Source organism: Pseudomonas sp. NPDC090592 (assembly GCF_044769185.1).
In the GTDB taxonomy this organism is placed as follows: domain Bacteria; phylum Pseudomonadota; class Gammaproteobacteria; order Pseudomonadales; family Pseudomonadaceae; genus Aquipseudomonas.
This window is the reverse complement of the sequence record NZ_JBIVXJ010000020.1, coordinates 94,750-119,768: the sequence shown is the minus strand read 5'-3', so window position 1 is coordinate 119,768 and position 25,019 is coordinate 94,750. Positions and strand designations below refer to the sequence as shown.

Annotated in this window: 19 protein-coding genes and 4 tRNA genes; 18 read left to right on the top strand and 5 right to left on the bottom strand. The window is 63.9% G+C overall.

The window, feature by feature from the left end; all coding sequences use genetic code 11:
• The first annotated feature begins 225 nt into the window (after window positions 1-225).
• From ACIQUI_RS18705 to ACIQUI_RS18630, 16 genes are all read left to right on the top strand, one after another.
• Entirely contained in the window at window positions 226-1,230 is a 1,005-nt protein-coding gene (locus ACIQUI_RS18705) for an aspartate-semialdehyde dehydrogenase (RefSeq protein WP_403201365.1), read from the top strand.
• 71 nt (window positions 1,231-1,301) lie between these two features.
• Complete coding sequence (locus ACIQUI_RS18700; RefSeq protein WP_403201363.1) at window positions 1,302-4,094, top strand: FimV/HubP family polar landmark protein; 2,793 nt, start codon at window positions 1,302-1,304, stop codon at window positions 4,092-4,094.
• A gap of 200 nt (window positions 4,095-4,294) precedes the next feature.
• Window positions 4,295-5,149, top strand: a complete 855-nt coding sequence (gene truA / locus ACIQUI_RS18695) for a tRNA pseudouridine(38-40) synthase TruA (RefSeq protein WP_403201360.1) — start codon at window positions 4,295-4,297, stop codon at window positions 5,147-5,149.
• 61 nt (window positions 5,150-5,210) lie between these two features.
• On the top strand, window positions 5,211-5,831 hold the full coding sequence (locus tag ACIQUI_RS18690) for a phosphoribosylanthranilate isomerase (protein WP_403201357.1): 621 nt from the start codon (window positions 5,211-5,213) through the stop codon (window positions 5,829-5,831).
• A gap of 222 nt (window positions 5,832-6,053) precedes the next feature.
• Window positions 6,054-6,947, top strand: coding sequence for an acetyl-CoA carboxylase, carboxyltransferase subunit beta (gene accD / locus ACIQUI_RS18685; RefSeq protein WP_391134733.1), 894 nt, complete (start codon window positions 6,054-6,056; stop codon window positions 6,945-6,947).
• Window positions 6,947-8,254, top strand: a complete 1,308-nt coding sequence (folC, locus tag ACIQUI_RS18680) for a bifunctional tetrahydrofolate synthase/dihydrofolate synthase (RefSeq protein ID WP_403201355.1) — start codon at window positions 6,947-6,949, stop codon at window positions 8,252-8,254. The genes accD and folC overlap by 1 nt, the downstream gene beginning before the upstream one ends.
• Entirely contained in the window at window positions 8,238-8,894 is a 657-nt protein-coding gene (locus ACIQUI_RS18675; RefSeq protein WP_403201352.1) for an SPOR domain-containing protein, read from the top strand. The genes folC and ACIQUI_RS18675 overlap by 17 nt, the downstream gene beginning before the upstream one ends.
• A gap of 262 nt (window positions 8,895-9,156) precedes the next feature.
• Window positions 9,157-9,714, top strand: coding sequence for a CvpA family protein (locus tag ACIQUI_RS18670; RefSeq protein WP_201207519.1), 558 nt, complete (start codon window positions 9,157-9,159; stop codon window positions 9,712-9,714).
• A gap of 42 nt (window positions 9,715-9,756) precedes the next feature.
• Window positions 9,757-11,262, top strand: a complete 1,506-nt coding sequence (gene purF / locus ACIQUI_RS18665; RefSeq protein WP_391134723.1) for an amidophosphoribosyltransferase — start codon at window positions 9,757-9,759, stop codon at window positions 11,260-11,262.
• Between the two features lie 16 nt (window positions 11,263-11,278).
• Complete coding sequence (locus tag ACIQUI_RS18660; protein ID WP_391134720.1) at window positions 11,279-12,490, top strand: O-succinylhomoserine sulfhydrylase; 1,212 nt, start codon at window positions 11,279-11,281, stop codon at window positions 12,488-12,490.
• Window positions 12,487-13,260: an SDR family oxidoreductase gene (locus tag ACIQUI_RS18655; protein ID WP_403201348.1), complete on the top strand. Its 774-nt coding sequence runs from the start codon at window positions 12,487-12,489 to the stop codon at window positions 13,258-13,260. Before ACIQUI_RS18660 ends, ACIQUI_RS18655 begins: the two co-directional genes overlap by 4 nt.
• 238 nt (window positions 13,261-13,498) lie before the next feature.
• Window positions 13,499-13,574 (top strand) — tRNA-Val (locus tag ACIQUI_RS18650).
• 66 nt (window positions 13,575-13,640) lie between these two features.
• A tRNA-Asp gene (locus tag ACIQUI_RS18645) sits at window positions 13,641-13,717 on the top strand.
• Window positions 13,718-13,816: 99 nt separating this feature from the next.
• Window positions 13,817-13,893, top strand: a tRNA-Asp gene (locus ACIQUI_RS18640).
• A 141-nt stretch (window positions 13,894-14,034) separates the two neighbouring features.
• A tRNA-Asp gene (locus ACIQUI_RS18635) sits at window positions 14,035-14,111 on the top strand.
• A 200-nt stretch (window positions 14,112-14,311) separates the two neighbouring features.
• A complete protein-coding gene (locus ACIQUI_RS18630; RefSeq protein ID WP_403201346.1) occupies window positions 14,312-15,118 on the top strand; it encodes a DUF2242 domain-containing protein in 807 nt (268 codons plus the stop codon).
• Window positions 15,119-15,451: 333 nt separating this feature from the next.
• Here the strand turns inward: ACIQUI_RS18630 and ACIQUI_RS18625 are convergent, their stop codons facing one another.
• The 3 genes from ACIQUI_RS18625 to ACIQUI_RS18615 form a co-directional block, all read right to left on the bottom strand.
• Complete coding sequence (locus ACIQUI_RS18625; RefSeq protein ID WP_403201343.1) at window positions 15,452-16,492, bottom strand: AraC family transcriptional regulator; 1,041 nt, start codon at window positions 16,490-16,492, stop codon at window positions 15,452-15,454.
• Window positions 16,493-16,496: 4 nt separating this feature from the next.
• Complete coding sequence (locus tag ACIQUI_RS18620) at window positions 16,497-17,615, bottom strand: nitrilase-related carbon-nitrogen hydrolase (protein ID WP_403201340.1); 1,119 nt, start codon at window positions 17,613-17,615, stop codon at window positions 16,497-16,499.
• Between the two features lie 115 nt (window positions 17,616-17,730).
• Window positions 17,731-19,968: a TonB-dependent siderophore receptor gene (locus ACIQUI_RS18615; protein WP_403201338.1), complete on the bottom strand. Its 2,238-nt coding sequence runs from the start codon at window positions 19,966-19,968 to the stop codon at window positions 17,731-17,733.
• Window positions 19,969-20,221: 253 nt separating this feature from the next.
• On the opposite strand from ACIQUI_RS18615, the gene ACIQUI_RS18610 reads away from it, so the two are divergent.
• Both ACIQUI_RS18610 and ACIQUI_RS18605 read left to right on the top strand, forming a co-directional pair.
• Entirely contained in the window at window positions 20,222-22,258 is a 2,037-nt protein-coding gene (locus ACIQUI_RS18610) for an FAD-dependent oxidoreductase (protein ID WP_403201336.1), read from the top strand.
• A 149-nt stretch (window positions 22,259-22,407) separates the two neighbouring features.
• Window positions 22,408-23,298: a 1-aminocyclopropane-1-carboxylate deaminase/D-cysteine desulfhydrase gene (locus ACIQUI_RS18605; RefSeq protein WP_403201333.1), complete on the top strand. Its 891-nt coding sequence runs from the start codon at window positions 22,408-22,410 to the stop codon at window positions 23,296-23,298.
• Here ACIQUI_RS18605 and ACIQUI_RS18600 read toward each other — a convergent pair.
• Together ACIQUI_RS18600 and ACIQUI_RS18595 are read right to left on the bottom strand one after the other, a co-directional pair.
• On the bottom strand, window positions 23,289-23,834 hold the full coding sequence (locus ACIQUI_RS18600; RefSeq protein ID WP_403201330.1) for a cytochrome b: 546 nt from the start codon (window positions 23,832-23,834) through the stop codon (window positions 23,289-23,291). The genes ACIQUI_RS18605 and ACIQUI_RS18600 overlap by 10 nt on opposite strands.
• A 223-nt stretch (window positions 23,835-24,057) precedes the next feature.
• The gene (locus ACIQUI_RS18595; protein ID WP_403201327.1) at window positions 24,058-24,990 is read right to left on the bottom strand and encodes a DUF1853 family protein; all 933 of its coding nucleotides are present in this window, start codon (window positions 24,988-24,990) and stop codon (window positions 24,058-24,060) included.
• Between the last annotated feature and the right edge of the window lie 29 nt (window positions 24,991-25,019).

Genomic DNA, 25,019 nt, shown 5'->3' with positions numbered 1-25,019 from the left:
CTCCCACAGGCATGGCCACGTTGCAACAAATGTGGGAGCGGCGGTGCGGCGATCCGACTTGCCCCGCGAAGCGCCGCGCGGGCGGCGCTCGATCTAACAGACAATCAAACTTGTATGCCAGGCCCTTAGGGCAGCCCCCGAATCCCCGGCATACAAGCCAGATTGGCCTCCCCCGGCCAATGCGAGTAAAGTGCCGCTCCCGTTTCGCCTGAGGCAGCCCGCAGCATGAACCCTACATTCGATATCGCCATCGTCGGCGCCACCGGCAGCGTCGGTGAAACCCTGGTACAGGTGCTCGAAGAACTGGCGTTCCCGGTCGCCACCCTGCACCTGCTGGCCAGCATGGAGTCGGCCGGCAGCAGCGTGATGTTCGCCGGCAAGAAGCTCAAGGTGCGTGAAGTCGACAGCTTCGACTTCGCCCAGGTCAAGCTGGCCTTCTTCGCCACCGGCGCCGCTGTCAGCCGCAGCTTTGCCGGCAAGGCGCTGCAGGCCGGCTGCACGGTCATCGACCTGTCTGGCGGCCTGGACGACGCCCTGGCCCTGGTGCCGGAAGCCAACGCCGAGCGCCTGGCCGGCCTGGCGCTGCCGGCACGCATTGTCAGCCCATGCTCGGCCGCGGTCGCCCTGGCCGTCGCGCTGGCGCCGCTCAAGGGCCTGCTGGACATCGAGCGGGTGCAGGTAATGGCCGCGCTGGCGGTATCCGCGCAAGGCCGCGAAGCGGTCAGCGAGCTGGCCCGGCAAACCGCCGAGCTGCTCAACGCCCGGCCGCTGGAGCCGCGCTTCTTCGACCGCCAGGTGGCGTTCAACCTGCTGGCCCAGGTCGGTGCTGCCGACGAGCAGGGCCATACTGCCCTGGAGCGCCGCCTGGTCAGCGAGCTGCGCGTGCTGCTGGGCCTGCCTGAACTGAAGATTTCCGTGAGCTGCGTTCAAGTCCCGGTGTTTTTCGGCGATAGCTTCAGTGTGGCCGTGCAAAGCCGTCGCCCGGTCGACCTGGCAGCGGTCAACCAGGCCCTGGACGCAGCCGACAGCGTCGAGTTGGTGGAAAACGACGATTATCCGACCCCGGTTGGTGACGCAGTGGGCCAAGACGTGGTCTATGTTGGTCGTGTACGTCACGGTGTTGATGAAGATCAGCAGCTCAACCTTTGGCTGACCACTGACAACGTGCGCAAAGGCGCCGCGCTCAACGCCGTGCAAGTGGCACAATTGTTGATTAAACACATGCCGTAAAAGATACTGGCGAGCACTTTTGTCCTGCTCTGCTTGCAGGTTTCGGGACGATTCATACAAGGGAAGAGGTCATGCTTCGAATTCGCAAACTGGTTCTGGCCATGGCTGCAGCATCGGCGCTGTCGTCTGGCATGGCGAATGCGCTGGGCCTGGGGGAGCTGACCCTGAAGTCGGCACAGAATCAGCCGCTGGACGCCGAGATCGAATTGCTCGACGTGCGCGACCTCAAGGCCGCTGAAGTGGCGCCAAGCCTGGCGTCGCCGGAAGAGTTCAGCAAGGCCGGGGTGGCGTTTCCGACCTACCTCGAAGACCTGACCTTCACGCCGGTGATCAACCCCAACGGCAAGAGCGTGCTGCGGGTTACCTCCAGCCAGCCGCTGCCGGGGCCAGTGGTCAAGTTCCTGGTCCAGGTGATGTGGCCGCAGGGCCGCCTGCTGCGTGACTACAGCGTGCTGCTCGACCAGGCCAAGGCCCAGGGTGACAAGCCGGCGGCGGGCAATGTTGCGCCGGCGGTAACCGGTGCCAGCAACTACACCACCCAGCGTCGCGACACCCTGTGGCAAATTGCTGCGCGCAACACCCAGGGTGGCTCGATCCAGCAGACCATGATCGCAATCCAGGCGCTGAACCCGGACGCCTTCATCGGCAACAACATCAACCAGCTGAAGGTTGGCCAGGTGCTGCGCCTGCCCGACCAGCAGCAGATCCAGAACATCCCGCAGGCCGAGGCGAACAGCGAGGTGGCCGAACAGTATGCCGCCTGGCGTGAAGGCCGCCGGCTGGGCCCGCGTGCGCGCCAGCTCGACGCTACCCGCCGTGGCGCCGCCGAGGCGGCACCGGCACGTATTGCCCAGGGCGACAACCTGCGCCTGGTCAGCCCGGGCAGCCAGGCGGGTGCTGGCCAGGCCAAGGCGCTCAATGACAAGCTGGCCGTGGCGCAGGAAAGCCTGGATACCAGCCGCCGCGACAACGAAGAACTGAAAAGCCGCATGACCGACCTGCAGAGCCAGCTGGACAAGCTGCAGCGTCTGATCGACCTCAAGAATGACCAGCTGGCCCGTTTGCAAGCCCAGGGTGTGGCCGCCCCGGCTGCCGCTGCCGCTACGCCGGCCCAGCCAGCGGCGGCTGCCCAGCCAGCTGCCCAGCCAGCGGCCAAGCCTGCACCCGCTGCCGTCGACACCGCGCCCAAGCCGGTGCCGGCCGCCAAGCCTGCGCCAGCCGGCCAATCGCAAAGTGTTGTCGACCAGGTCATGGGCAACCCGCTGCTGCTTGGGCTGATTGCCGGCAGTGCATTCCTTGTGCTGCTGCTTCTGTTGCTGCTGCTGGCGCGCAAACGCAAGGCCCAGCAAGAAGCTGAAAAGCACCTGCGCATGGCGCGGGCGCTGGAAGAAGAGCAAGGCACAGGCTTTGACACCGATACCGAAAGCCTTGACGGCGTCGAAGTCTCGGAGCCGAGCGTGACCCTGTCGCCAGCCGTGGTCGCCGCTTCGGCTGCCGCTGCCGTCGCTGCCGAGAAAGTAGCGGAGCCAGCCGCCGAGGCGACGCCAGCGCCTGAGCCGCAAGCCGACCCGCATGCCGCGCTGCTGGCGGAAGTCGACCAATGCCTGGCCGAAGGGCGCCTGAACCGCGCTACCGATCTACTGGAACCCGCTGTGGCCGCTGCGCCGGAGCGTGATGACCTGCGCCTGAAGCTCATGGACGTGTACGCCCGCCAGGGTGATCAAAGCGCGTTCGCCGAGCAAGAGCGCAAACTGCCGGCCAGCGAACAGAACACCGCCGAAGTAGCAGGGCTGAAAGAGCGTTACCCTGCCATGCTCGGCCTGGCCGCTGCGGGCCTGGGTGCCGCCGCGCTGGCCGCCGAGATGGATGAGCAGTACGTGCAGGAGCTGCTGCACGACCAGCCCGAGGCGCCCGTGGTTGCCGACGTGGTCCCTGAGCAAGTGCCTGAATTCGAGGCGCAGGTGGAGCCAGAGGTTGTCGGGCAAGTGGAGCCTGAGGCCATGTTCGAGCCTGAAGCGGACCTGGAAGCCTTCGACGACGTGCCCACGCTCGATGTATCGGGCCTGGAAGAACACGGCCTCGATGAACAGGACCTGGACAGTGCCTTCGACTTGAGCCTGGGTGAAGACCTGCCCGAGGAAGACCCGCTGGAGGCGCCGCTGCTGGACGCGTCAGTGGTGCAGGAGCCTGTGCCTGACGAATTGGTGATTGCCGAGCCTGTGCTGGATGAGCCTGCATTTGAAGAGGCTCAGCCAGAAGAACAGCCGTTTGCCGTGGATGCCGAACTGCAAGCCGACGCCGACGCCGATTTCGAGTCCATGCTGGCCCAGGCCGAAGTGCAGCCGGCTGTCGACCTGTCCGATTTCGACCTTGATGTCAGTGAGCCCGTTGCCCCTGCCGCCCCGGATGCTGTGCAAGAGGCCCCGGTGGATATAGCTGCCGAGCTGGATGCTTTCGACAGCGAGCCGGCGTTCGAGCCGGTCTCCGATTTCGACATGCCGTCGGACTTTGACCTGTCGTTGTCGCTGGAAGACGATTCGCCGGCAGCCAAGCGCTTTGCTTCGGAGCTGGACGACGTCAACGCCGAGCTGGACAAGTTGTCGCAAAGCCTGGAGTCGCCTTCGCTAGAGCCGCACTTCACCAGCGAAGACGCCGTTGCACAGCCGGAGCCTGAGCCGCTGGACGACCTGGACTTCGACTTCTTCTCCGGCAGTGACGAGGTGGCCACCAAGCTCGACCTGGCACGTGCCTACATCGACATGGGCGACAACCAGGGGGCGCGCGACATCCTGGATGAAGTGGTCAAGGACGGCGACGACGGCCAGCGCCAGGAAGCCGAGGACATGCTCTCCCGGCTGGTATGATGCAAGCAGGGCCGGCCTCTTCGCGGGCTCGCCCGCTCCCACAGGTTACTCACGAGGTCGCAAATGTGTGGTGATCCTGTGGGTGCGGGCAAGCCCGCGAAGAGGCCCGCAAATGCACTGCATATTCAGCGGCAGCCCTACAAGGCTGCCGTTGTCGTTATAATCCCCGCCACTCCGCACACCCCACAGGTTTCAAACGCTTGGACATCATCGACACCGCCACCACCGAATCCGCTGCCGAAGGCTATTCCCGTATCGCCCTGGGCGTGGAGTACAAAGGTGCCCGCTACCGCGGCTGGCAGCGCCAGGCCAGTGGCGTGCCCAGTGTCCAGCAGGCGCTGGAACAGGCGCTGTCAAAGGTCGCCAACGAGCCGGTTTCGGTGATCTGCGCCGGGCGCACCGATGCCGGTGTGCACGGCTGCGGCCAGGTCGTGCACTTCGACACCCGCGCCGTGCGTGACGAGCGCGCCTGGACCATGGGCACCAACTTCAACCTGCCGCACGACATCAGTGTGGTGTGGTCGCGGCCGATGCCAGCCGACTTCCACGCCCGCTTCAAGGCGTGTGCGCGGCGTTACCGCTACGTCATCTACAACGACCCGATCCGCCCGGCGCACCTGGCCGAGGAAGTGACCTGGAACCACCGCCCGCTGGATGTCGAGCGCATGGCCGAGGCTGCACAGTTCCTGCTAGGCACCCACGACTTCAGTGCGTTCCGTGCCAGCCAGTGCCAGGCCAAGTCGCCGGTCAAGCACATCTACCACCTGCGCGTTACCCGCCATGGCCAGATGATCGTGCTGGACGTGCGCGCCACCGCCTTCCTGCACCACATGGTGCGCAACATCGCCGGTGTGCTGATGGCCATTGGCGCCGGTGAACGTCCCGTTACCTGGGCGCGTGAGGTGCTGGAAGGGCGCGACCGCCGCGAAGCCGGTGTCACCGCCCATCCGTACGGGCTTTACCTGGTAAAGGTGGAGTATCCCGAGGAATATGCGCTGCCCCAGCGTTACATCGGCCCACACTTTTTGACCGGCTACGAGGCGTTGGCAGACTGACGGGCGAAAAGCCATTTGCTAACATCCGGCCTTTCACCGTAACAACCAGGGTTCGCTGTCCATGAGCAATGTTCGCAGCAAGATCTGTGGGATTACCCGCATCGAAGACGCACTGGCCGCTGCCGAAGCGGGTGCCGATGCCATCGGCTTTGTCTTCTATGCCAAAAGCCCGAGGGCAGTGGACGTGCGCCAGGCGCGGGCGATCATTGCCGAGCTGCCACCGTTCGTGACCACGGTCGGGCTGTTCGTCAACGCCTCCCGCTGCGAGCTGAACGAGATCCTCGAAGTGGTTCCACTGGACCTGCTACAGTTCCACGGCGACGAAACCCCGCTGGACTGCGAGGGCTACCACCGCCCCTGGATCAAGGCCCTGCGTGTGCGCCCGGGCGATGACCTGGAGGCGGCCTGCCAGCTGTATGCAGGTGCCCGCGGCATACTGCTGGATACCTACGTGGCGGGCGTGCCTGGGGGAACCGGTGAGGCGTTCGACTGGTCACTGGTGCCGGCACACCTGAGCAAACCGATCATTCTGGCGGGTGGGCTTTCGGCCGATAACGTCGGCCAGGCCATTGCCCAGGTACGGCCTTATGCGGTGGATGTGAGCGGTGGCGTCGAGCAGGCCAAGGGCATCAAGGATGCGGCGAAGATCGAAGCGTTCATGCGGGCGGTGAAACAGGCGTGATGGCAGATGTGACGGCTGGCTGCGCGCCATCGTCCATAGCTTTCGCAGCCCTGCGGGGTGGCCGCCTGCACCGGTGGCGGCAGTACAACACATTAGCGGTGGAGCGATGCGCTGGAAGCCCCGGCGGCCGGTCCATCATGGTTTTATAAAAGATTTTGAGCTCAAGGGCAGGGCAGGGCCGGCGACACCGGCCCCCGCCTGCCAATACTGGAGAAAGAAAGCATGAGCAACTGGTTAGTCGACAAACTGATCCCTTCGATCATGCGTTCCGAGGTGAAGAAGAGCTCGGTGCCTGAAGGCCTGTGGCACAAGTGCCCGGCTTGCGAGGCCGTGCTGTATCGTCCGGAGCTGGAAAAGACCCTGGATGTCTGCCCCAAGTGCAACCACCACATGCGCATCGGCGCACGTGCGCGTATCGACATCTTCCTTGACGCCGAAGGCCGTGCCGAACTGGGCGCCGAGCTGGAGCCGGTCGACCGCCTGAAGTTCCGCGACGGCAAGAAGTACAAGGACCGCCTGGTCGGCGCGCAGAAGCAGACCGGCGAAAAAGACGCCCTGATTTCCATGAGCGGCACCCTGATGGGCATGCCGATCGTGGTCAGCGCCTTCGAGTTCTCGTTCATGGGCGGCTCCATGGGCGCCATCGTCGGCGAGCGCTTCGTGCGCGCGGCCAACTACGCCCTGGAAAACCGCTGCCCGATGGTCTGCTTCTCCGCCTCGGGCGGTGCGCGCATGCAGGAAGCGCTGATCTCGCTGATGCAGATGGCCAAGACCTCGGCCGTGCTGGCGCGCCTGCGTGAAGAAGGCATTCCGTTCATCTCGGTGCTCACCGACCCTGTGTACGGTGGCGTTTCCGCCAGCCTGGCGATGCTCGGCGACGTGATCGTCGGTGAGCCGAAAGCCCTGATCGGCTTCGCCGGCCCACGCGTGATCGAGCAGACCGTCCGCGAGAAGCTGCCAGAAGGCTTCCAGCGCAGCGAGTTCCTGCTGGAGCACGGTGCTATCGACCTGATCATCTCCCGTGGCGATCTGCGCCCACGTCTGGCCCGCCTGCTGGCGCAGATGACCGGCCAGGAAACGCCGGAGCAAGCACGTGAGGCGGCAGCTGTCGCGTGATGAAACAACGATCCCTGGGCGAATGGCTCGCCTACCTCGAGCAGTTGCACCCCTCGGCCATCGACATGGGCCTGGAGCGGTCGCAGAAGGTGCTTGCCCGGCTGGCGCTGGGCAAGCTGGCGCCACGCGTGGTGACGGTAACCGGCACCAATGGCAAGGGGTCGACCTGCGCCTTCGTGGCCTCGCTGCTACGTGCCCAGGGGCTCAAGGTCGGCGTGTACAGCTCGCCGCACCTGTTGCGTTACAACGAGCGGGTGCTGATCGATGGCCAGGAGGCCAGCGATGAGCGCCTGTGCGAAGCCTTCACCGCCGTCGAGGCGGCGCGGGGCGAGATTTCCCTGACCTACTTCGAGATGGGTACGCTGGCCGCGTTCTGGTTGTTCTACCAGTCGCAGCTGGATGCCGTGGTGCTGGAAGTGGGCCTTGGTGGCCGTCTGGACACCGTGAACGTGGTGGATGCCGACCTGGCCCTGGTGACCAGCATCGGCGTCGACCATGTCGATTACCTGGGCGATACCCGTGAGTTGGTGGCGTTCGAGAAGGCCGGCATCTTCCGTCAGGGCAAGCCGGCCCTGTGCGGCGACCTGGATCCGCCACAGCCGTTGCTGGACAAGGCCGCCGAACTGGCTGCGCCGCTGTTCCTGCGTGGTCGTGATTTCGACCTGGCCATTACCGATGGCGCCTGGAGCTGGCGGGGTACTGCGGCAGATGGCGCGCAGGTAGCGCTGCGTGACTTGCCATTGCTCGACCTGCCCATGGAGAACGCCGCGCTGGCCCTGCAGGCTTACCTGCTGATGGGCCTGCCCTGGGATGCCGCGCAGGTGCGCCAGGCGCTGCTGGCTACCCGTATCACCGGCCGGCTCGATCGTCGTGTGTTGCACTGGCAGGGCAAGCCGGTAGAGCTGCTGCTGGACGTGGGGCACAACCCCCATGCAGCGGAGTATCTGGCCCGTCGCTTGGCGGCGCGCCCGCTCAAGGGGCGCCGTCTGGCAGTGTTTGGCCTGCTTGCCGACAAGGATCTGGACGGCGTTGTCGCGCCGCTGAAGGGCCTGGTCGATGACTGGGCCGTAACGCCGCTGGATACGCCACGTAGCCGCCCGGCTGCGGAGTTGGCAACGGCCTTGACGAACCTCGGCGCCGCGGTGAAGTCTTATGCCAGCGTCGGCGCAGCCCTTGAAGGGCAATGCGCGCAGGCGACGGCGGATGACCAGGTCCTGCTGTTCGGTTCGTTTTTCTGTGTTGCCCAGGCGCTGGAATGGCTGGAGCGGCACGCCCAGGAGGGTGGAATAGATGGCAGTGCTGGATAAAGGGATGAAACAGCGCATGGTCGGTGCGCTGGTGCTGGTGGCGCTGGCGGTGATTTTCCTGCCCATGCTGTTCACTCGCGAGGACGAGATGCGCCAGGTGCACGTCGAAGCCCCGCAGGCGCCGGCCATGCCCAGCCTGCCGGAAGTGAAAGTGGAGCCGGTTGCCGTACCGGAGCCGCAGGCCATTCCGGAAGAGCCGCAGCAAGCACCCGTGGTGGTTGACGAGTCCACGGCGCCGGCCAGTACCCCAAGCCAGCCGATCACCCCATCTCCGCAGACCCAGGCGCAGGTGCAGCCGGCCAAGCCGCAGGCGCCTGCACCCGCTCCAGCACCCAAGGTCGAGGCCAAGGTTGCTGCCACGCCAGCGCCGGCTGCGCCGTCGAAGATCGACGTCAATGGCCTGCCGGTCAGCTGGTCGATCCAGTTGGCCAGCCTGTCCAACCGGGCCGGTGCCGAGAAGCTGCAGCAAACCTTGCGTAGCCAGGGCTACAACGCCTATATCCGTTCGGCAGGCGGGATGAACCGGGTGTATGTAGGGCCATTGATCGAGCGGGCCGAGGCCGAGCGCGTGCGCGACGCGGTAAACCGCCAGAACAGCCTCAAGGGCTTTGTGGTGCGATTCCAGCCCGAGCGCAGCTAATTCAGGCTTGCGGCTTCTGCGCGATTGTGGGGGCGGGCGCGTCGAGGCGTCGAACCGCCGCGAAGAATCCAACGCGGTGCATGGCACCGGCTGCGCCGGTGTTCGCGGGCAAGCCCGCTCCCACAGGGATCGCGTCAGCTTTTAGATTTTGAGCAAGACAGTTGCCCTCACACCCAGATGGGGCTAATCGTCTGACATTCCGCTTACTCCCAGCCCGCCGCTCTGGTAAAATGCGCCGCCTCAAACGTCTGCAGGCAGCACCGTGGCATTTACCTTGGTTGATTGGGCGATCATCGCGATCATCGCCGTCTCCACACTGATCAGTCTCAAGCGCGGCTTCGTCAAGGAAGCCTTGTCCTTGCTCATCTGGATCATTGCCGGTGCGGTTGCCTGGATGTTCGGCGGTTCGCTCTCGGTGTATCTTGAAAGCTATATCCAGACGCCATCGATGCGCGTCATCGCGGGCTGCGCCATTCTTTTCGTCGCCACCTTGCTGGTGGGGGCCATGGTCAATTTCCTGGTCGGTGAGCTGATCCGGGTGACCGGGCTGTCCGGCACCGATCGTTTCCTGGGCATGGCCTTTGGTGCCGCGCGCGGGGCCTTGCTGGTAGTGGTGGCCATAGGCCTGATCAGCCTGGGGCCGGTTCAACAAGACACCTGGTGGCAGGAATCACGCCTGATACCACAATTTCTCCTGGTCGCCGACTGGTCGAAAAACCTGATTCTGGGTTTCACCGGCCAGTGGTCGCCCGGTGGGCTGATCAGCGCTCCGGCTGATCTGCCGTTCAAGGAACAGTTGCTCGGGCCGGCAAAGCCCTGAGCGCTATTCACTCAAGTTTCGTCAAAGTAGGGGTTGCGTCGCATGTGTGGCATCGTCGGTATCGTCGGTAAGTCGAACGTCAATCAGGCGCTGTATGACGCGCTTACGGTCCTCCAGCACCGCGGCCAGGACGCTGCCGGTATCGTGACCAGCCATGACGGCCGGTTGTTCCTGCGCAAGGATAATGGCCTGGTGCGCGACGTGTTCCAGCAGCGCCACATGCAGCGCCTGGTAGGCAGCATCGGCATCGGCCACGTGCGCTACCCGACTGCGGGCAGCTCGACCTCGGCCGAGGCCCAGCCGTTCTACGTCAACTCGCCATACGGCATCACCCTGGCGCACAACGGCAACCTGACCAACGTCGAGCAGCTGGCCAAAGAGATCTACGAGTCTGACCTGCGCCACGTCAACACCAACTCCGACTCGGAGGTGCTGCTGAACGTGTTCGCCCATGAGCTGGCGGTGCGTGGCAAGCTGCAGCCCACTGAAGAAGACGTGTTTGCTGCCGTTTCCCACGTACACAGCCGTTGTGTCGGCGGTTACGCCGTGGTGGCAATGATCACCGGCTACGGCATTGTCGGTTTCCGCGACCCCCATGGCATCCGCCCGGTGGTGTTCGGCCAGCGTCACACCGACGAAGGCGTGGAATACATGATCGCGTCGGAAAGCGTGGCGCTGGACGTACTCGGCTTCACCCTGATCCGCGACCTGGCACCGGGCGAAGCGGTGTACATCACCGAAGGCGGCCAGTTGTTCACCAAGCAGTGCGCCGAAGCGCCGAACCTGCAACCGTGCATCTTCGAGCACGTGTACCTGGCCCGCCCGGACTCCATCATCGACGGTATTTCGGTGTACAAGGCCCGTCTGCGCATGGGTGAGAAACTGGCCGACAAGATCATGCGTGAGCGCCCTGAGCATGATATCGACGTGGTCATCCCGATTCCGGACACCAGCCGCACGGCTGCGCTGGAGCTGGCCAACCGCCTGGGCGTCAAGTTCCGCGAAGGTTTCGTCAAGAACCGTTACATCGGCCGTACCTTCATCATGCCCGGCCAGGCTGCGCGCAAGAAGTCGGTACGCCAGAAACTCAACGCCATCGAGCTGGAGTTCCGCGGCAAGAACGTGATGCTGGTGGACGACTCGATCGTGCGCGGCACTACCTGCAAGCAGATCATCCAGATGGCCCGCGAAGCCGGTGCGAAGAATGTCTACTTCTGCTCCGCAGCCCCTGCGGTGCGCTACCCCAACGTCTACGGCATCGACATGCCGAGTGTTCACGAGCTGATCGCCCACAACCGTACCACCGAACAAGTGGCCGAGTTGATTGGCGCCGACTGGCTGGTCTACCAGGACCTGCCTGACCTGATCGATTCGGTCGGTGGCGGCAAGATCAAGATCGATCACTTCGATTGCGCGGTATTCAACGGTGAGTACGTCACCGGCGATATCGACGCGGCCTACCTCGATCGCATCGAGCAGGCCCGTAATGACCTGGCCAAGGTCAAGAACCAGGCCGTCAGCGCGATCATCGACCTCTACAACAACTGATTCAGGGAGCGACGGCATGACGGATCAATGGGATGCCGGGCGACTGGACAGCGACCTCGAGGGTGTCGGTTTCGACACCCTGGCGGTGCGCGCCGGTCAACACCGTACACCCGAGGGCGAGCACAGCGAAGCGCTGTTCCTGACCTCCAGCTACGTGTTCCGCACGGCGGCCGATGCCGCTGCGCGCTTTGCCGGTGAAACGCCGGGCAACGTCTACTCGCGCTACACCAACCCGTCGGTACGTGCCTTCGAGGAGCGCCTGGCGGCAATGGAAGGCGCCGAGCAGGCCGTGGGTACGTCCACCGGCATGGCGGCGATCCTGGCCGTGGTGATGTCGCTGTGCAGCGCCGGTGACCATGTGCTGGTGTCGCAGAGCGTATTCGGCTCAACCATCAGCCTGTTCGAGAAGTATTTCAAGCGCTTTGGCGTGCAGGTGGACTACGTGCCACTGGTCGACCTCGGCGGCTGGGAAAAGGCCATCAAGGCCAACACCAAGCTGCTGATCGTCGAATCGCCGTCCAACCCGCTGGCCGAGTTGGTCGACATCACCGCGCTCAGCGAAATCGCCCATGCCCATGGCGCCATGCTGGTGGTGGACAACTGCTTCAGCACCCCGGCGCTGCAGCAGCCGCTGAAGCTGGGCGCCGACATCGTGTTCCACTCGGCCACCAAGTTCATCGACGGCCAGGGCCGTTGCATGGGTGGTGTGGTTGCCGGCCGTGCCGAACAGATGAAAGAAGTGGTGGGCTTCCTGCGTACCGCAGGCCCGACGCTCAGCCCGTTCAACGCCTGGATCTTCACCAAGGGCTTGGAAACCTTGCGCCTGCGCATGCGTGCGCACTGCGAAAGCGCCCAAGCCCTGGCTGAATGGCTGGAGCAGCAGGACGGCGTGGAAAAGGTGCATTACGCAGGCCTCCCTAGCCACCCGCAGCACGAACTGGCCAAGCGCCAGATGAGTGGTTTTGGCGCGGTGGTCAGCTTTGAGGTCAAGGGCGGCAAAGCGGGTGCCTGGCGCTTCATCGACGCCACCCGGGTGATTTCCATTACCACCAACCTGGGTGACAGCAAAACCACCATCGCCCACCCGGCTACCACCTCCCACGGCCGTCTGTCGCCGCAGGAGCGTGAAGCCGCCGGCATCCGCGACAGCCTGATCCGCGTTGCCGTGGGCCTGGAAGACGTGGCTGACCTGCAGGCAGACCTGGCACGCGGGCTGGCTGCATTGTGATCGAGATCAGCCGCGGTACGCCCGGCCTCAATGGCCGGGTCGCCCTGGTAACCGGTGCTGCGCGCGGCATCGGCCTGGGGATTGCCGCCTGGCTGATCTGCGAAGGCTGGCAGGTGGTGCTGAGTGATCTTGATCGCCAGCGTGGTGCCAAGGTGGCCAAGGCCCTGGGTGACAATGCCTGGTTCATCACCATGGATGTTGCCGACGAGGCCCAGGTCAGTGCAGGGGTGTCTGAGGTGCTGGGGCAGTTTGGCCGGCTGGACGCGCTGGTGTGCAATGCGGCGATTGCCAACCCGCACAACCAGACGCTGGAAAGCCTGAGCCTGGCGCAATGGAACCGGGTACTGGCGGTCAACCTCAATGGCCCGATGTTGCTGGCCAAGCATTGTGCGCCGTACCTGCGTGCGCACAACGGGGCGATCGTCAACCTCACTTCGACCCGGGCGCGGCAGTCCGAGCCCGATACCGAGGCCTATGCGGCGAGCAAGGGTGGCCTGGTGGCCTTGACCCATGCCCTGGCCATGAGCCTGGGGCCGGAGATTCGCGTCAATGCGGTGAGCCCGGGCTGGATCGATGCCCGTGACCCGTCGCAACGCCGTGCCGAGCCGCTGACCGAGGCCGACCATGCCCAGCACCCGACGGGCAGGGTAGGGACGGTGGAGGATGTGGCGGCCATGGTGGCTTGGCTGCTGTCACGCCAGGCGGCGTTCGTTACCGGCCAGGAATTCGTGGTTGATGGCGGCATGACCCGCAAGATGATCTACACCTGAGCATTTTGTATTGCCTGTGCTGGCCCTTTCGCGGGCAAGCCCGCTCCCACAGGTACTGCATGGTTCTCAAGACTTGCAAAGTATCTGTGGGAGCGGGCTTGCCCGCGAAGAGGCCGGCACAGGCACCACAGAACTTTCGCCTTTTTTGAAAAAAATTCAATGGGGCTATTGACTTAGCTTCGCCACCTGCGTAAATTTCGCGGCCTCAGCGAAGCAAACGCAACAAGCAACATCGCGAGGGTGATTAGCTCAGCCGGGAGAGCATCTGCCTTACAAGCAGAGGGTCGGCGGTTCGATCCCGTCATCACCCACCACTTCCTGAGATGTTCCTGTAGCATCGGGTTTCGCAAGAAGCCGATAGCCAGAGAGGAACGCACTGCGCAGCGGTAGTTCAGTCGGTTAGAATACCGGCCTGTCACGCCGGGGGTCGCGGGTTCGAGTCCCGTCCGCTGCGCCATTTTTCAGTAACAGATGGGTGCCTTGCACCGGTCTGAGCCACAAGGTAAAGCACCTTGGGCTGATCCCAGTTTCAATCGGGCGCAAGCCTGAACGATACGCAGCGGTAGTTCAGTCGGTTAGAATACCGGCCTGTCACGCCGGGGGTCGCGGGTTCGAGTCCCGTCCGCTGCGCCATCTTCGCCTCAAGGCCCCTAGAACACCTTGAAGCAAACACAAGAGAAGCGATCACGTCATCGCTTTTTTTGTGCCTGCCCTCAGGCGAATTCGCCGGAAGGGTAGACCCAGGTTTCAATCGGGCGCAAGCCTGAATGATACGCAGCGGTAGTTCAGTCGGTTAGAATACCGGCCTGTCACGCCGGGGGTCGCGGGTTCGAGTCCCGTCCGCTGCGCCATCTTCGCCTCAAGGCCCCTTGAACGCCTTGAAGTACAAAAAAAGCGACCTTCGGGTCGCTTTTTTTGTTTCTACGGCTGAAGATTCCCGGCCTTTACCCAGATTTACACCAACCTGACAGGTTCTTCACCGACCAGTGGTTCCTGTGCCTGCCTGCTGTGTTGCACAATAGGCACCTTCTCGACTTACCCGGAATTCGCAATGACCAGATCTTCCGTCTTTGGTGCGCTCGGGCTGGCCCTGGTGCTGGCGGGCGTGACCGGTTGTTCTTCGAAAAAAACCGCCGTGTACGAACACGAGAACTTCGATGACTCGGGCACCTTCTCACGCAGCTTCCCGGTGAGCGATGCCGGCTCTTGCGAAGCGGCCCGGCGTGCCTTGCTCAGCCAGGGCTACATCATCACCAGCAGCGGTGCCAACCAGGTGGTGGGCAACAAGAGCTTCCAGCAGAACAGCGAGAACCACCTGCAGATCAGCTTCAACGTCACCTGCGCGCCGGATGTGAGCGACGAGCAGCGTTCGACCATGTTTGCCAACGCCCTGCAGGACCGGTATGCGCTGAAAAAGTCCAACACCTCCGCCAGCCTGGGCGTGGGGGTGCTGGGTTCGGTGTCCATGCCGATTGGTTCCAGTGACGACTCGATGGTCAAGGTAGCCAGTGAAACGGTAACAGCGGCGCAGTTCTATGACCGCTATTTCGCCCTTGTGGAAAGTTACCTGCCCAAGCCGAAAAAGGTGGCCAAGGCCAAGGTCGAGGCGCCCAAGGTGGAAAAACCGGCAGTTGACCTTGGGCTGCCGGAGCAGGCTGCGGCGAACCCGGTGGCGCCGGCGCCGGCGGTTGAAACTGCGCCTGCACCTGCGGCCGCTGCCCCGGTCAGTGAGGCGGCAGCGGCGCCGGTGGTGAATGACAGCCAGGGCTCGCAGCCGGTGGCGCCACCGGTGGAGGCCGCGCCGATCCAGGTGCAGCAGGATGCGCAGCCGGCCGAGGCTGCTTCCCCCGCTCTTTGATGATCGCCGGTACTGGCCTCTTCGCGGGCTTGCCCGCTCCCACAGGTAATGCTGCAGACCCTGTGGGAGCGGGCAAGCCCGCGAAGAGGCCGGCATCGGCTGAACACATCCCTTGTAACAGACGCCCGGCAATAACTTCCTGAACACCTGCTACGTTTACCACTCATAAGCTTGTCATCATTCCTTCATGCCACCTGCTTAGCTTGAAGGCGACACCTACGAAGACAAAATGAGAAAGAGGACACAGGGCATGGACGAATATCAGGAAGAACTACTCGAAACCCAGGCTTACGAGCTGGACACCCCGGAACCGGCTGACGACGCTACCGAGCTCTAACCCGCCCGCCGCTGGCTGCGGCGGAACTCCCCCGGCGTAAGGCCCGTCCAGCGCTTGAACGCGCGCTGGAAGGCCTCTGCCGATGCAAACCCCAATAGATAGGCAATCTCGCCAAAGGCCAGCTCCGTATCGCGGATATAGGTCTCGGCCAGGTCGCGCCGTGTTTCGTTGAGCAAGTCGCGAAAGCGCGTGCCTTCCTCGGCCAGCTTGCGGCGCAGTGTCCAGGTGGGCAATTGCAGGTGCAATGCCACTTCTTCCAGGTCCGGTTCCTGGCCGCCATTGAGCAGCGGGCCCAGCAGGTGAGTGATGCGCTCACCCAGGCTGCGCACCCGTGTACGTTGCAGCATCTCGGCTTCGCACAGTTGCAACAGATGCTGCCAGGTGCTCGGGCAATGCCTGGGGTTGGCCAGCTGCAGTGTTGCGCGGCCTAGCCTCAGCTGATTGCCCTCGGCCGAAAATTGTACAGGCGTGCTGCACAATGCTTGATACCGCGCAGCATAGGCAGGGGCGGAAAATTCGATGTCCAGGCGCTCGGCCTGTACCGCTGTACCCGCCAGATCAGCAAGCTGTGCCAACCATCCGGCGAGCAGTGAGTCGACCACGAAACGGTTGTAAGCGTTGTAGGGGCTGATCGAATAGAAGCGCAACCAGGCGCCCTGGGCATCTTCTTCAAAGCTGGATTGGCCACGGTAGTTGGCCGCGTACAGTGGCTCAAAACGCAGCAGGGTGCGCGCCGCCTCGCCCAAGGTCGGCGCCTGGGCCGCGGTGACCCCGGCCAGGCCGGCATGCGCCAGGCGGCTCAGGCGGCCCATATTCAGGCCCAGTGCGGCTTCACCGCTCAGCTCGATGGCTGCGTGGCCCAAGTGCATGTAGCGGGGAATCGACAAGCGTGCGCCAGCTTCGGCAAGGCGTGGCGCATCAAGGCCATAGCGGCTCAGCAGGGTCTCGGGGTCGTGCCCCAGTTCGCGCAGCGCCTCGGTCAGCGGCTGGACAAAACCAACCGAAAGGTCGCCAAGGCGTACGCGGGGGCGGGCCATGGGCCTACAGCCACAGGTTCAGCAGGCGGGCGCCATGGCTGGGAGTCCCCACCAGCAATTCGCCCGACTGACGGGCAAAGCCCTGGCCGTCGCCGGCCTGTTCCCAAAACTGGCCGCGCATGAAAACGCTCATGCTGCTGACGCTGGCCCCGGCCGCCTCGGTCAGGCGTTGCCATGCGCTCTGTTCGCTGACTTCGCCACGTTGCAGGGCAAGCCCGGCGCTGGCGTCTTGATGGCGATTACCACGCCAAGGTGCATCCCAACTGCCCTTGCCGCTGAGGAACACCGGGTTGGCAATCAGCTGTACGGCTTGTTGTGCCAATTGTTGGTGGTTTTCCGGGTACCAGCTGTCACTGCCCACCAACACGCCCAGGCGCCCGGCAGGGGTTTGTACCACTTGCAGCGGTTGCTGGCGGCCATCGTGGACATAGCGGCGGTTTTCACTGTCGGGGAATTGCTGGCGCTGGGGTTGGCCCAGCAGTGAGCCATCACCGGCAAACACCAGGCTACTGTTGAACAGCGGGCCACTGCCGACGTGCAGCACGCCCTGTTTCACGTAGGGCGCAGGCAGCACGATGGAGCCGGCTACCAGGGTTACGCCGAATTCCTTGGCCAGGCTGCCGAACAGCTGCTGATAGTCTGCGGCCATTTGCTCGGCCTTCATGCGCAGGTGAGCATCGGCGCGCCAGTCATCGCCGTCGGCGCCGAGCATGGCCAGGCCGTAGCGCAGCGGGTTGCTCAGCTCCAGCCATTGCAGGGCCTCGCGGCTTTGCGTCACCTGATACAGTTCGTTTTTCTCACCGCGCGCCCATAGCCAGGTACCGATGTGCTCTGGCAGCACCACCACCGTGCGCGGGCTTACCAGCCCTTGTGCGCGAGCCTGTTCGAGGTAAGCGGCGAGCTTGCGGTGCAGGCGTTGCAGGTTCTGGTAGTCACCCGGGTATAGCAGCGGCTCGACACCCAGCAGGTTGCCGTGTTCGCCTGGCACGCCATGGTTCAGTGCCAGTTCGATGCGCAGGTCGGACAGGTAGTGGCCTTCCGGGCGTTGTTGGGTCCAGAAGCCATAACCACTCAGGGCGGCAAGGAAGACCAGCGCCAGGGCGCCAGCAAGCAGTTTTCGCATTGGCCGTGTCTATTCAGTTGAAACTGTGACAAGGGTACGAGCAAACCGGCGCCCAGCGGAAGGTCAATTGTGCGATTTGGTTGTACCGGGGCCGCAACCGGCCCCGGCAGCGGCCTCAGAACTTGCCGCTCAGGCTGACCAGGAAGCTGCGCGGCTCACCATACAGGTTGCCATAGCCGGTCGAAGACACGGTGCTGTAGTAGGTTTTGTCGAACAGGTTGTTGGCGTTCAGGGCCAGCGTCCAGTGCTTGTCCAGATCGTACGCGGCACGCGCCGAGTAGATGGCGTAGCCGCTTTCCACGAAGGAGTAGTCCAGTGATTCGCTACCGCCCAACGGTACCACGGTGCCCGACTCGCTGTGCTCGCTCTGGGCAATCACCCCGGCGCCAAGGCTCAGTGCCGGCAGGCGCTGGAAGCGGTAGTCGGTCCACAGCTTGAACAGGTGGCGCGGGGTATGGGTGCTGAAGCGGGCATCGCCTTCACGTTTGTTCTCGTTGGCGTTGTAGGTATAGCCCAGCGCCACTTGCAGCCCCGGCAGCACCTCACCGTTGAGTTCAAGTTCGAAGCCCTGGCTCAACTGGTAACCATTACCGACGTAGCAGCAGGACGTTACCGCACCCCACTGGCGCGGGTAGTTCGGGTCGGTCTGGCCTTCGCCCTTCTTTTCTATACGGTACAGGGCGAAGCTGGCCAGCAGCCTGCCGTCAGCCAGCTCTTGCTTGATGCCCACCTCGTAGTTGGTACCCGTCAACGGCTCCAGGGCCTTGCTGCCTGGCGGCGGGCCTTGCAGCTTGGTGGCCTGCGACTTGTAGATTTCGGCGTGGCTGGCATACAGGCTGGTGGTTTCGCTGAGGTCGTAGACAATGCCGTAGTACGGCACGAACTGGCGGTCCTCATCGATGGAGTTGAGCTTCTGGCCATTGGCACCGACATACTCGGTGTCTTCCATGAGCGTGTAGCGGCCACCGATGATCAGCGACAGGTCGTCCACCGGGCGGATGCGCAGCGAGGTGTAAGCGCCTGCCTTGCGCACATCGGTGCTGGTGTCTGGGAAGTTCTGTGCCGTGGGGAAGCGGTCCGGCAGGGTTGGCGAGAAGATCAGGTCGTCGTAAAGGAAGTTCCAGTAGCTGCCGCCACGGCTCTTGAGCTTGCTGCCGTCCACCCCCACGGTCAGGTCGTGCATGTGGCCGAACGCGTCGAACGAGCCTTGCAGGTTCAGGTCCAGGGTGGTGTTGGTGGTTTTGAAATCATGCTGGTTGTTCCACCACGAGCCACCGGTGCCAGTGGCGGGGTCGATGGGGTTTTCCAGCTCCACCACATTCTGCGCGTTGCGGTTGATGTTGTGGCGCACGTTGGCCACGGCTTTCCAGTTGTCGCTCAGTTGCTGGTCCAGGCGAGCGAACACCGTGGTGTTCTCGATATCGTTCCAGCTCCAGGGCGTGGTCAGGTTGGTGCTGCGTGACAGGCCCAGATCGCTGCCATCGGAGAAGCGGCCCAGGGTGTTGCGCACGCCATTGAGGTCGTCACGCTGGTGGCTGGCACCGAAGAACAGCAGGGTATCGTCGCTGGCATCGAACTCGAACGACACATAATTGAGGTTGCGTTTCTTGTGGTCGTAGTCGACAAAGTTATGTTTGTCTTCCAGTACGCCTACATAGCGCCCGCGCAGGCGCCCGTCCATTGCCAAAGGGCCGGTTACATCGAATTCGCCGCGGTAGTTGTCCCAGCTGCCGGCCGAGGTCAGGGTTTTTACCTGCGGCTGCGCCAGCGGGCGCTTGTAGCTGAAGTTGATTACGCCGCCCGGTTCACCTGCGCCATACAAACCGTCGGCACCGCGCAACAAGCCGACGCTGTCGAACTGGGCAAGGTCTTCGTAGCGGCTGCTGTCGAGCATGCTCGATGTGGCGCCACCTTCGTAGCGCACATCGTTGATTTCGAAGCCACGGGACACATAGGTGTTCTTGGCCCATGCCTCCTTGCGGGTAACACCAGTCATCTGGTTCATCACCTGGTCCATGTTGCGCAGCTGCTGATCCTGCAAGCGCTGATCGGTGATGACGGTGACTGATTGCGGAATCTCGCGCAGTTTCTGCGGCCCCTTGCCGCCCATGGTGGTGGTGCCCGGCGCATAGCTGCCGGTGTTTTCCGTGCTGGCGCCCAGCCATTGGCTTTCGATATTGGTGGCGCTGAGTTCCAGCGTGGGTAAGGTTTTCTTGCCGCCTTCCTTGGCAGTCTCCTCTGTCGTGGGTTCCAGCGTTTCGGCGCGTACCACGCCGGTGGTCATTGCCGCGGCGACGCCGAGGCACAGGTGCAGCGACAGGGGGGACAGCCGGGTAAGGCGGGTTTTGAGCATGAAAGCAGCATCCAAATGGTATTTATTGTCGGATGCGAATTATTTACAAATAACTTACGTTTTCAATACTTGTCCTGACACATTTTGACGCTCCATTACAAAAAAGTCCGCTCTGCGTGTTTTTTATGATCATTAACTTGTCAGTTTTGATCATTGAGCCAATTCAAACGGCTGTTTAATGTCGCAGGTAGACAAACGACGGGGCCCGGTGAGGCACCCGCATCCCGTGACCACGCCAAATGGGGACCTTTCCATGGCCGCCGACCGCTACCCGCACCTGCTCGCCCCGCTGGACCTGGGCTTTACCACCTTGCGCAATCGTACCCTGATGGGCTCGATGCACACTGGCCTTGAGGAGCGCCCCGGTGGTTTCGAGCGCATGGCTGCCTACTTTGCCGAGCGCGCCCGAGGTGGCGTCGGCCTGATGGTCACCGGCGGCATTGCGCCCAACGATGAAGGCGGGGTGTATTCCGGTGCGGCCAAGCTCAGCACCGAGGAAGAGGCTGACAAGCATCGCATCGTCACCGAAGCGGTACATGCCGCAGGTGGCAAGATCTGCCTGCAGATCCTGCATGCCGGGCGCTATGCCTATAGCCCGCGCCAGGTGGCGCCAAGCGCGATCCAGGCGCCGATCAACCCGTTCAAGCCCAGGGAGCTGGACGAAGCGGGCATCGAGAAGCAGATCGCCGACTTCGTCAATTGCGCGGTGCTGGCCCAGCGTGCCGGTTATGACGGCGTCGAGATCATGGGTTCGGAAGGCTACTTCATCAACCAGTTCCTCGCCGCCCACACCAACCACCGCACCGACCGCTGGGGCGGCAGCTATGAAAACCGCATGCGCCTTGCGGTGGAAATCGTCAGCCGGGTGCGTGGCGCGGTAGGGCCGAACTTCATCATCATCTTCCGCTTGTCGATGCTCGACCTGGTGGAGGGGGGCAGCACCTGGGACGAAATCGAACTGCTGGCCAAGGCCATCGAGCAGGCCGGCGCGACCTTGATCAACACCGGTATTGGCTGGCACGAAGCGCGAATCCCGACCATCGCCACCAAGGTGCCGCGTGCGGCATTCAGCAAGGTGACTGCCAAGCTGCGTGGCGTGGTGAGCATCCCGTTGATCACCACCAACCGCATCAACACCCCGGAAGTGGCTGAGGCGGTGCTGGCGGAGGGTGATGCCGACATGGTCTCGATGGCCCGCCCGTTCCTGGCCGACCCGGACTTCGTCAACAAGGCGGCGGCCGGCCGTGCCGATGAGATCAACACGTGCATCGGTTGCAACCAGGCCTGCCTGGACCACACGTTTGGCGGCAAGCTGACCAGCTGCCTGGTCAACCCGCGTGCCTGCCACGAAACCGAACTCAACTACCTGCCCGTGCGGGCAGTGAAGCGCATTGCCGTGGTGGGTGCCGGCCCGGCTGGCCTGGCAGCGGCCACCGTGGCAGCCGAGCGCGGCCATTTGGTCACCCTGTTCGACGCTGCCAGCGAAATTGGCGGGCAGTTCAACGTCGCCAAGCGGGTGCCGGGCAAGGAAGAGTTCTACGAAACCCTGCGCTACTTCCGCAACAAGGTGAAAAATACCGGCGTGGACCTGCGCCTGAATACCCGTGTCGATGTGCAGGCGCTGGTGAGTGGCGGCTACGACGACATTATCCTGGCTACCGGCATCGCCCCACGTACCCCGGCCATTCCTGGTGTCGAACATGCCAAGGTGCTCAGCTACCTGGATGTGTTGCTCGAACGCAAACCCGTGGGCAAGGCGGTCGCGGTCATAGGTGCGGGGGGGATCGGCTTCGATGTGTCCGAGTACCTTGTGCACCATGGCGTGGCCACCAGCCAGGACCGTGAGGCGTTCTGGAAGGAGTGGGGCATCGATACCCGCCTGGAAGCCCGTGGTGGTGTAGCCGGGGTCAAGGCCGAGCCCCATGCACCGGCGCGGCAGGTGTACCTGTTGCAGCGCAAGGCGTCCAAAGTAGGTGATGGCCTGGGCAAGACCACCGGCTGGATTCACCGCACCGGGCTTAAGAACAAGCGGGTGCAGATGCTGAACAGTGTCGAGTACCTGGGGATCGACGATGCCGGCCTGCACATTCGTGTGGCGGATGGCGAGCCGCAGGTGTTGCCGGTGGACAATGTGGTGATCTGCGCAGGGCAGGACCCGCTGCGCGAATTGCAGGACGGGCTGGTGGCGGCAGGGCAGTCGGTGCACCTGATTGGTGGTGCGGATGTGGCGGCCGAGCTGGATGCCAAGCGGGCGATCAACCAGGGCTCAAGGTTGGCGGCTGAGCTCTGAGATTGCCGGGGCTGCTTTGCAGCCCTTCGCGGGCTTGCCCGCTCCCACAGGGATAGCGCACTCCTGAAGTCAGCGCCAAACCTGTGGGAGCGGGCAAGCCCGCGAAGGGCCGCACAGCGGCCCCAGGATTTCGCTGGTAAACTCGCACGATGTTTTTCGACCTCCCACAAGCCCCCCTGCAACCCCTGAACCTGCCCTGGCTGCAACAAGCCCAGGTCCAGGCCGCCATCCTGCGCCTGGACCTGATCGACCCCCTGATCAGCGGCAACAAATGGTTCAAGCTCCGCCACCACCTGCAACAAGCCAGCGCCAGCAACGCCCCGGGCCTGATCAGCCTGGGCGGTAACCATTCCAACCACCTGCACGCCCTGGCCGCCGCCGGCAAGCGCTTCGGTTTCGCCACTGCTGGCCTGCTGCGCGGCCACGCCCAGCACACACCCACTGTGCGTGACCTGCAGGCGCTGGGCATGGAACTGCACTGGCTGGGCTATGGCGGCTATCGCGCACGCAACGAAGCCGGCTTCTGGGAACCATGGCAGGTCCGCTACCCCGGCTGGCATTGCATCCCCGAAGGCGGCGGCGGGCTGGCCGGTGCACAGGGCTGTACCTTGATCATGGCGCAGGCGCGCTCACAAATCGCGGCGCTGGGCTGGCCTGGTTATGACGCCTGGTGGCTGGCTGCCGGAACGGGTACAACCCTGGCCGGCCTGGTACTGGCGGAGGCCGGCGCACATGCCGTGCATGGCGCACTGGCCGTGCCCAGGGATCATGGCGTACCTCAAACGGTGGCAGCACTGGCCGGCGCACACGGCTACCAGCTTCATGACGCCTGCCGCGGCGGTTTTGGCAAGTTCGACGATCAGCTGCTGGCCTTCATCGCCGAATGCGAGCAGCACAGCGGTGTGCCACTCGAAGCCCTCTACACCGGCAAGGCCCTGCTGGCCCTGCGCGACCAGGTCGAGGCCGGGCTGTTCGCGCCCGGCACCCGCCTGATCGTCGTGCATACCGGTGGCCTGCAGGGCCAACGCGGTTACTTGTAGGGCAGCATGCGTAGCAGCGTGTTGTCGCGCTGTACGTAATGGTGGTACAGCCCGGCCAGCGCGTGCAGGCCGATCAGCCAGTAGCCCCAGCTGCCGATACGCTCATGCCAGCCTTTGATGAACTTGGCCTGGTCCGGGTCCGGGCCGATCAGGTGTGGTAACTCCAGGCCGAAGAACGGTACCGGTTTGTCGGCGGCGCTGAGGATCAGCCAGCCGGCCAGCGGCATGCCGATCATCAGCAGGTACAGCGCCAGGTGCATCAGGTGCGCAAGGCCGGTCTGCCAGGCCGGTGGCTTGGGCACGATGGGCGGGGTCGGGCGGCTCAGGCGCATGGCCAGGCGCAACCAGACCAGCACGAACACGCTGAGCCCGAGCATGAAGTGCAGGTCTTTCATCAGGTTGCGTTCGACGCTGTCCTTGGGGAACAGGCCGCGCAGTTCGATAAGCGCATAGACAGCGGCCAGCAGCACCAGCATCAGCCAGTGCAGGGCGATGGACAGGCGCGCGTAATGGGTCGCGGGGGTGGATGAAACCATGATCGGTCCTCGTCATCAGGTCGGAATGGCGCTCTTGATGGCGCTCAGGTACCACTGTAGTGGTTACCAGGAACAGATCGTTGCGCTGGGTCTGTGAAAATTGTGTTGCCGGCACTGGCCTCTTCGCGGGCACGCCCGCTCCCACAGGTACTGCACAGTCTTTGAAATCTGTGCGGTAACTGTGGGAGCGGGCGTGCCCGCGAAGAGGCCAGAACAGGCGACATCAATTATCGGGCAGATACGGCCAGTCATCAGCCACCAGAAACACCCGCTCTACTTCCTGCCAGGCGCCATCAACATCAGGCTCCAGCCTCACCAGCAACTGCGCCGGCGCCTGCCGCTCCAGCACATGCAACCAGGCCGCAAACTGCTCCACCGCCCAGCATTCACCGGCCTCGACCCGTGCCGGTGCCAGCCAGGCATGCCGCTGCAGCGGCTGCCAATGCTCACCCTCGGTCATGGCCCAGTCCTGCCGCCGTACCCAGCGCCCGCGCAAGTGCTGCGGATTGGCGCCCGCGGGAGGTTGGGCATGCCCGGGCCAGGGATAGAACAGATATCCCCCCAGCCACACATGGGCCTGTAGCTCAGCAATCCCCAGCTGGTTCAGCAGCTCGCGGCTATGCGCCCCGCTCGACATGGGCAACTGGTGCCCCGCCAGATGCGCAAGCTTGGTCCCCAGCCGGTCATGGCAACCAGGCCCAAGCCAGGCGTGCGGGTCGTGCCCGGCGCCTGGCGGCCCCAGGTACAACTTGATTGCCAGTTCCAGGTGGTGCACGCCGTCACGGTCACGCAGCACCACGTCCAGCTCGCCCAGCGTGCGCACAGCGTCCCGAATCGCCAGGTTGGCTGCCAGCAGCTCTATGCCTGGCGCCTGGCCCAGGGCGAATTGCCACAGGCGTTCGTAGTAATGCCCCAGCCGCCGGCTGCCCAGCTTTGCCAACCAGTCCTGCAAGGCGCGGTCATCCTTATCCAGCGCCCGCAACCACTGCTCAAGGCGCTGCGGCTGCTCTGCCCACAGGCTGCCTGCCAGCGGGTGGCGCTGGGGGCAGGGCGGGGCGCTGAGCAAGGGCGGCGACAGCAGGGCCCAGGCCAGGTCGCGTACCGCAGGGCGGCGCAGTTGCCGGGGCAGGTCATGTAGATGCATGAATGGCGTCATGCAGCGAGCATAGCCGGTTTGCCGCTACC

Coding starts and splice junctions, on each gene's coding strand:
- ACIQUI_RS18605 (WP_403201333.1), top strand. CDS start 22,408: ATGTTTTTCGACCTCCCACAAGCCCCCCTGCAACCCCTGAACCTGCCC.
- ACIQUI_RS18610 (WP_403201336.1), top strand. CDS start 20,222: ATGGCCGCCGACCGCTACCCGCACCTGCTCGCCCCGCTGGACCTGGGC.
- ACIQUI_RS18705 (WP_403201365.1), top strand. CDS start 226: ATGAACCCTACATTCGATATCGCCATCGTCGGCGCCACCGGCAGCGTC.
- purF (WP_391134723.1), top strand. CDS start 9,757: ATGTGTGGCATCGTCGGTATCGTCGGTAAGTCGAACGTCAATCAGGCG.
- folC (WP_403201355.1), top strand. CDS start 6,947: ATGAAACAACGATCCCTGGGCGAATGGCTCGCCTACCTCGAGCAGTTG.
- ACIQUI_RS18600 (WP_403201330.1), bottom strand. CDS start 23,834: ATGGTTTCATCCACCCCCGCGACCCATTACGCGCGCCTGTCCATCGCC.
- ACIQUI_RS18615 (WP_403201338.1), bottom strand. CDS start 19,968: ATGCTCAAAACCCGCCTTACCCGGCTGTCCCCCCTGTCGCTGCACCTG.
- accD (WP_391134733.1), top strand. CDS start 6,054: ATGAGCAACTGGTTAGTCGACAAACTGATCCCTTCGATCATGCGTTCC.
- ACIQUI_RS18660 (WP_391134720.1), top strand. CDS start 11,279: ATGACGGATCAATGGGATGCCGGGCGACTGGACAGCGACCTCGAGGGT.
- ACIQUI_RS18620 (WP_403201340.1), bottom strand. CDS start 17,615: ATGCGAAAACTGCTTGCTGGCGCCCTGGCGCTGGTCTTCCTTGCCGCC.
- ACIQUI_RS18625 (WP_403201343.1), bottom strand. CDS start 16,492: ATGGCCCGCCCCCGCGTACGCCTTGGCGACCTTTCGGTTGGTTTTGTC.
- ACIQUI_RS18690 (WP_403201357.1), top strand. CDS start 5,211: ATGAGCAATGTTCGCAGCAAGATCTGTGGGATTACCCGCATCGAAGAC.
- ACIQUI_RS18595 (WP_403201327.1), bottom strand. CDS start 24,990: ATGACGCCATTCATGCATCTACATGACCTGCCCCGGCAACTGCGCCGC.
- ACIQUI_RS18675 (WP_403201352.1), top strand. CDS start 8,238: ATGGCAGTGCTGGATAAAGGGATGAAACAGCGCATGGTCGGTGCGCTG.
- ACIQUI_RS18630 (WP_403201346.1), top strand. CDS start 14,312: ATGACCAGATCTTCCGTCTTTGGTGCGCTCGGGCTGGCCCTGGTGCTG.
- ACIQUI_RS18700 (WP_403201363.1), top strand. CDS start 1,302: ATGCTTCGAATTCGCAAACTGGTTCTGGCCATGGCTGCAGCATCGGCG.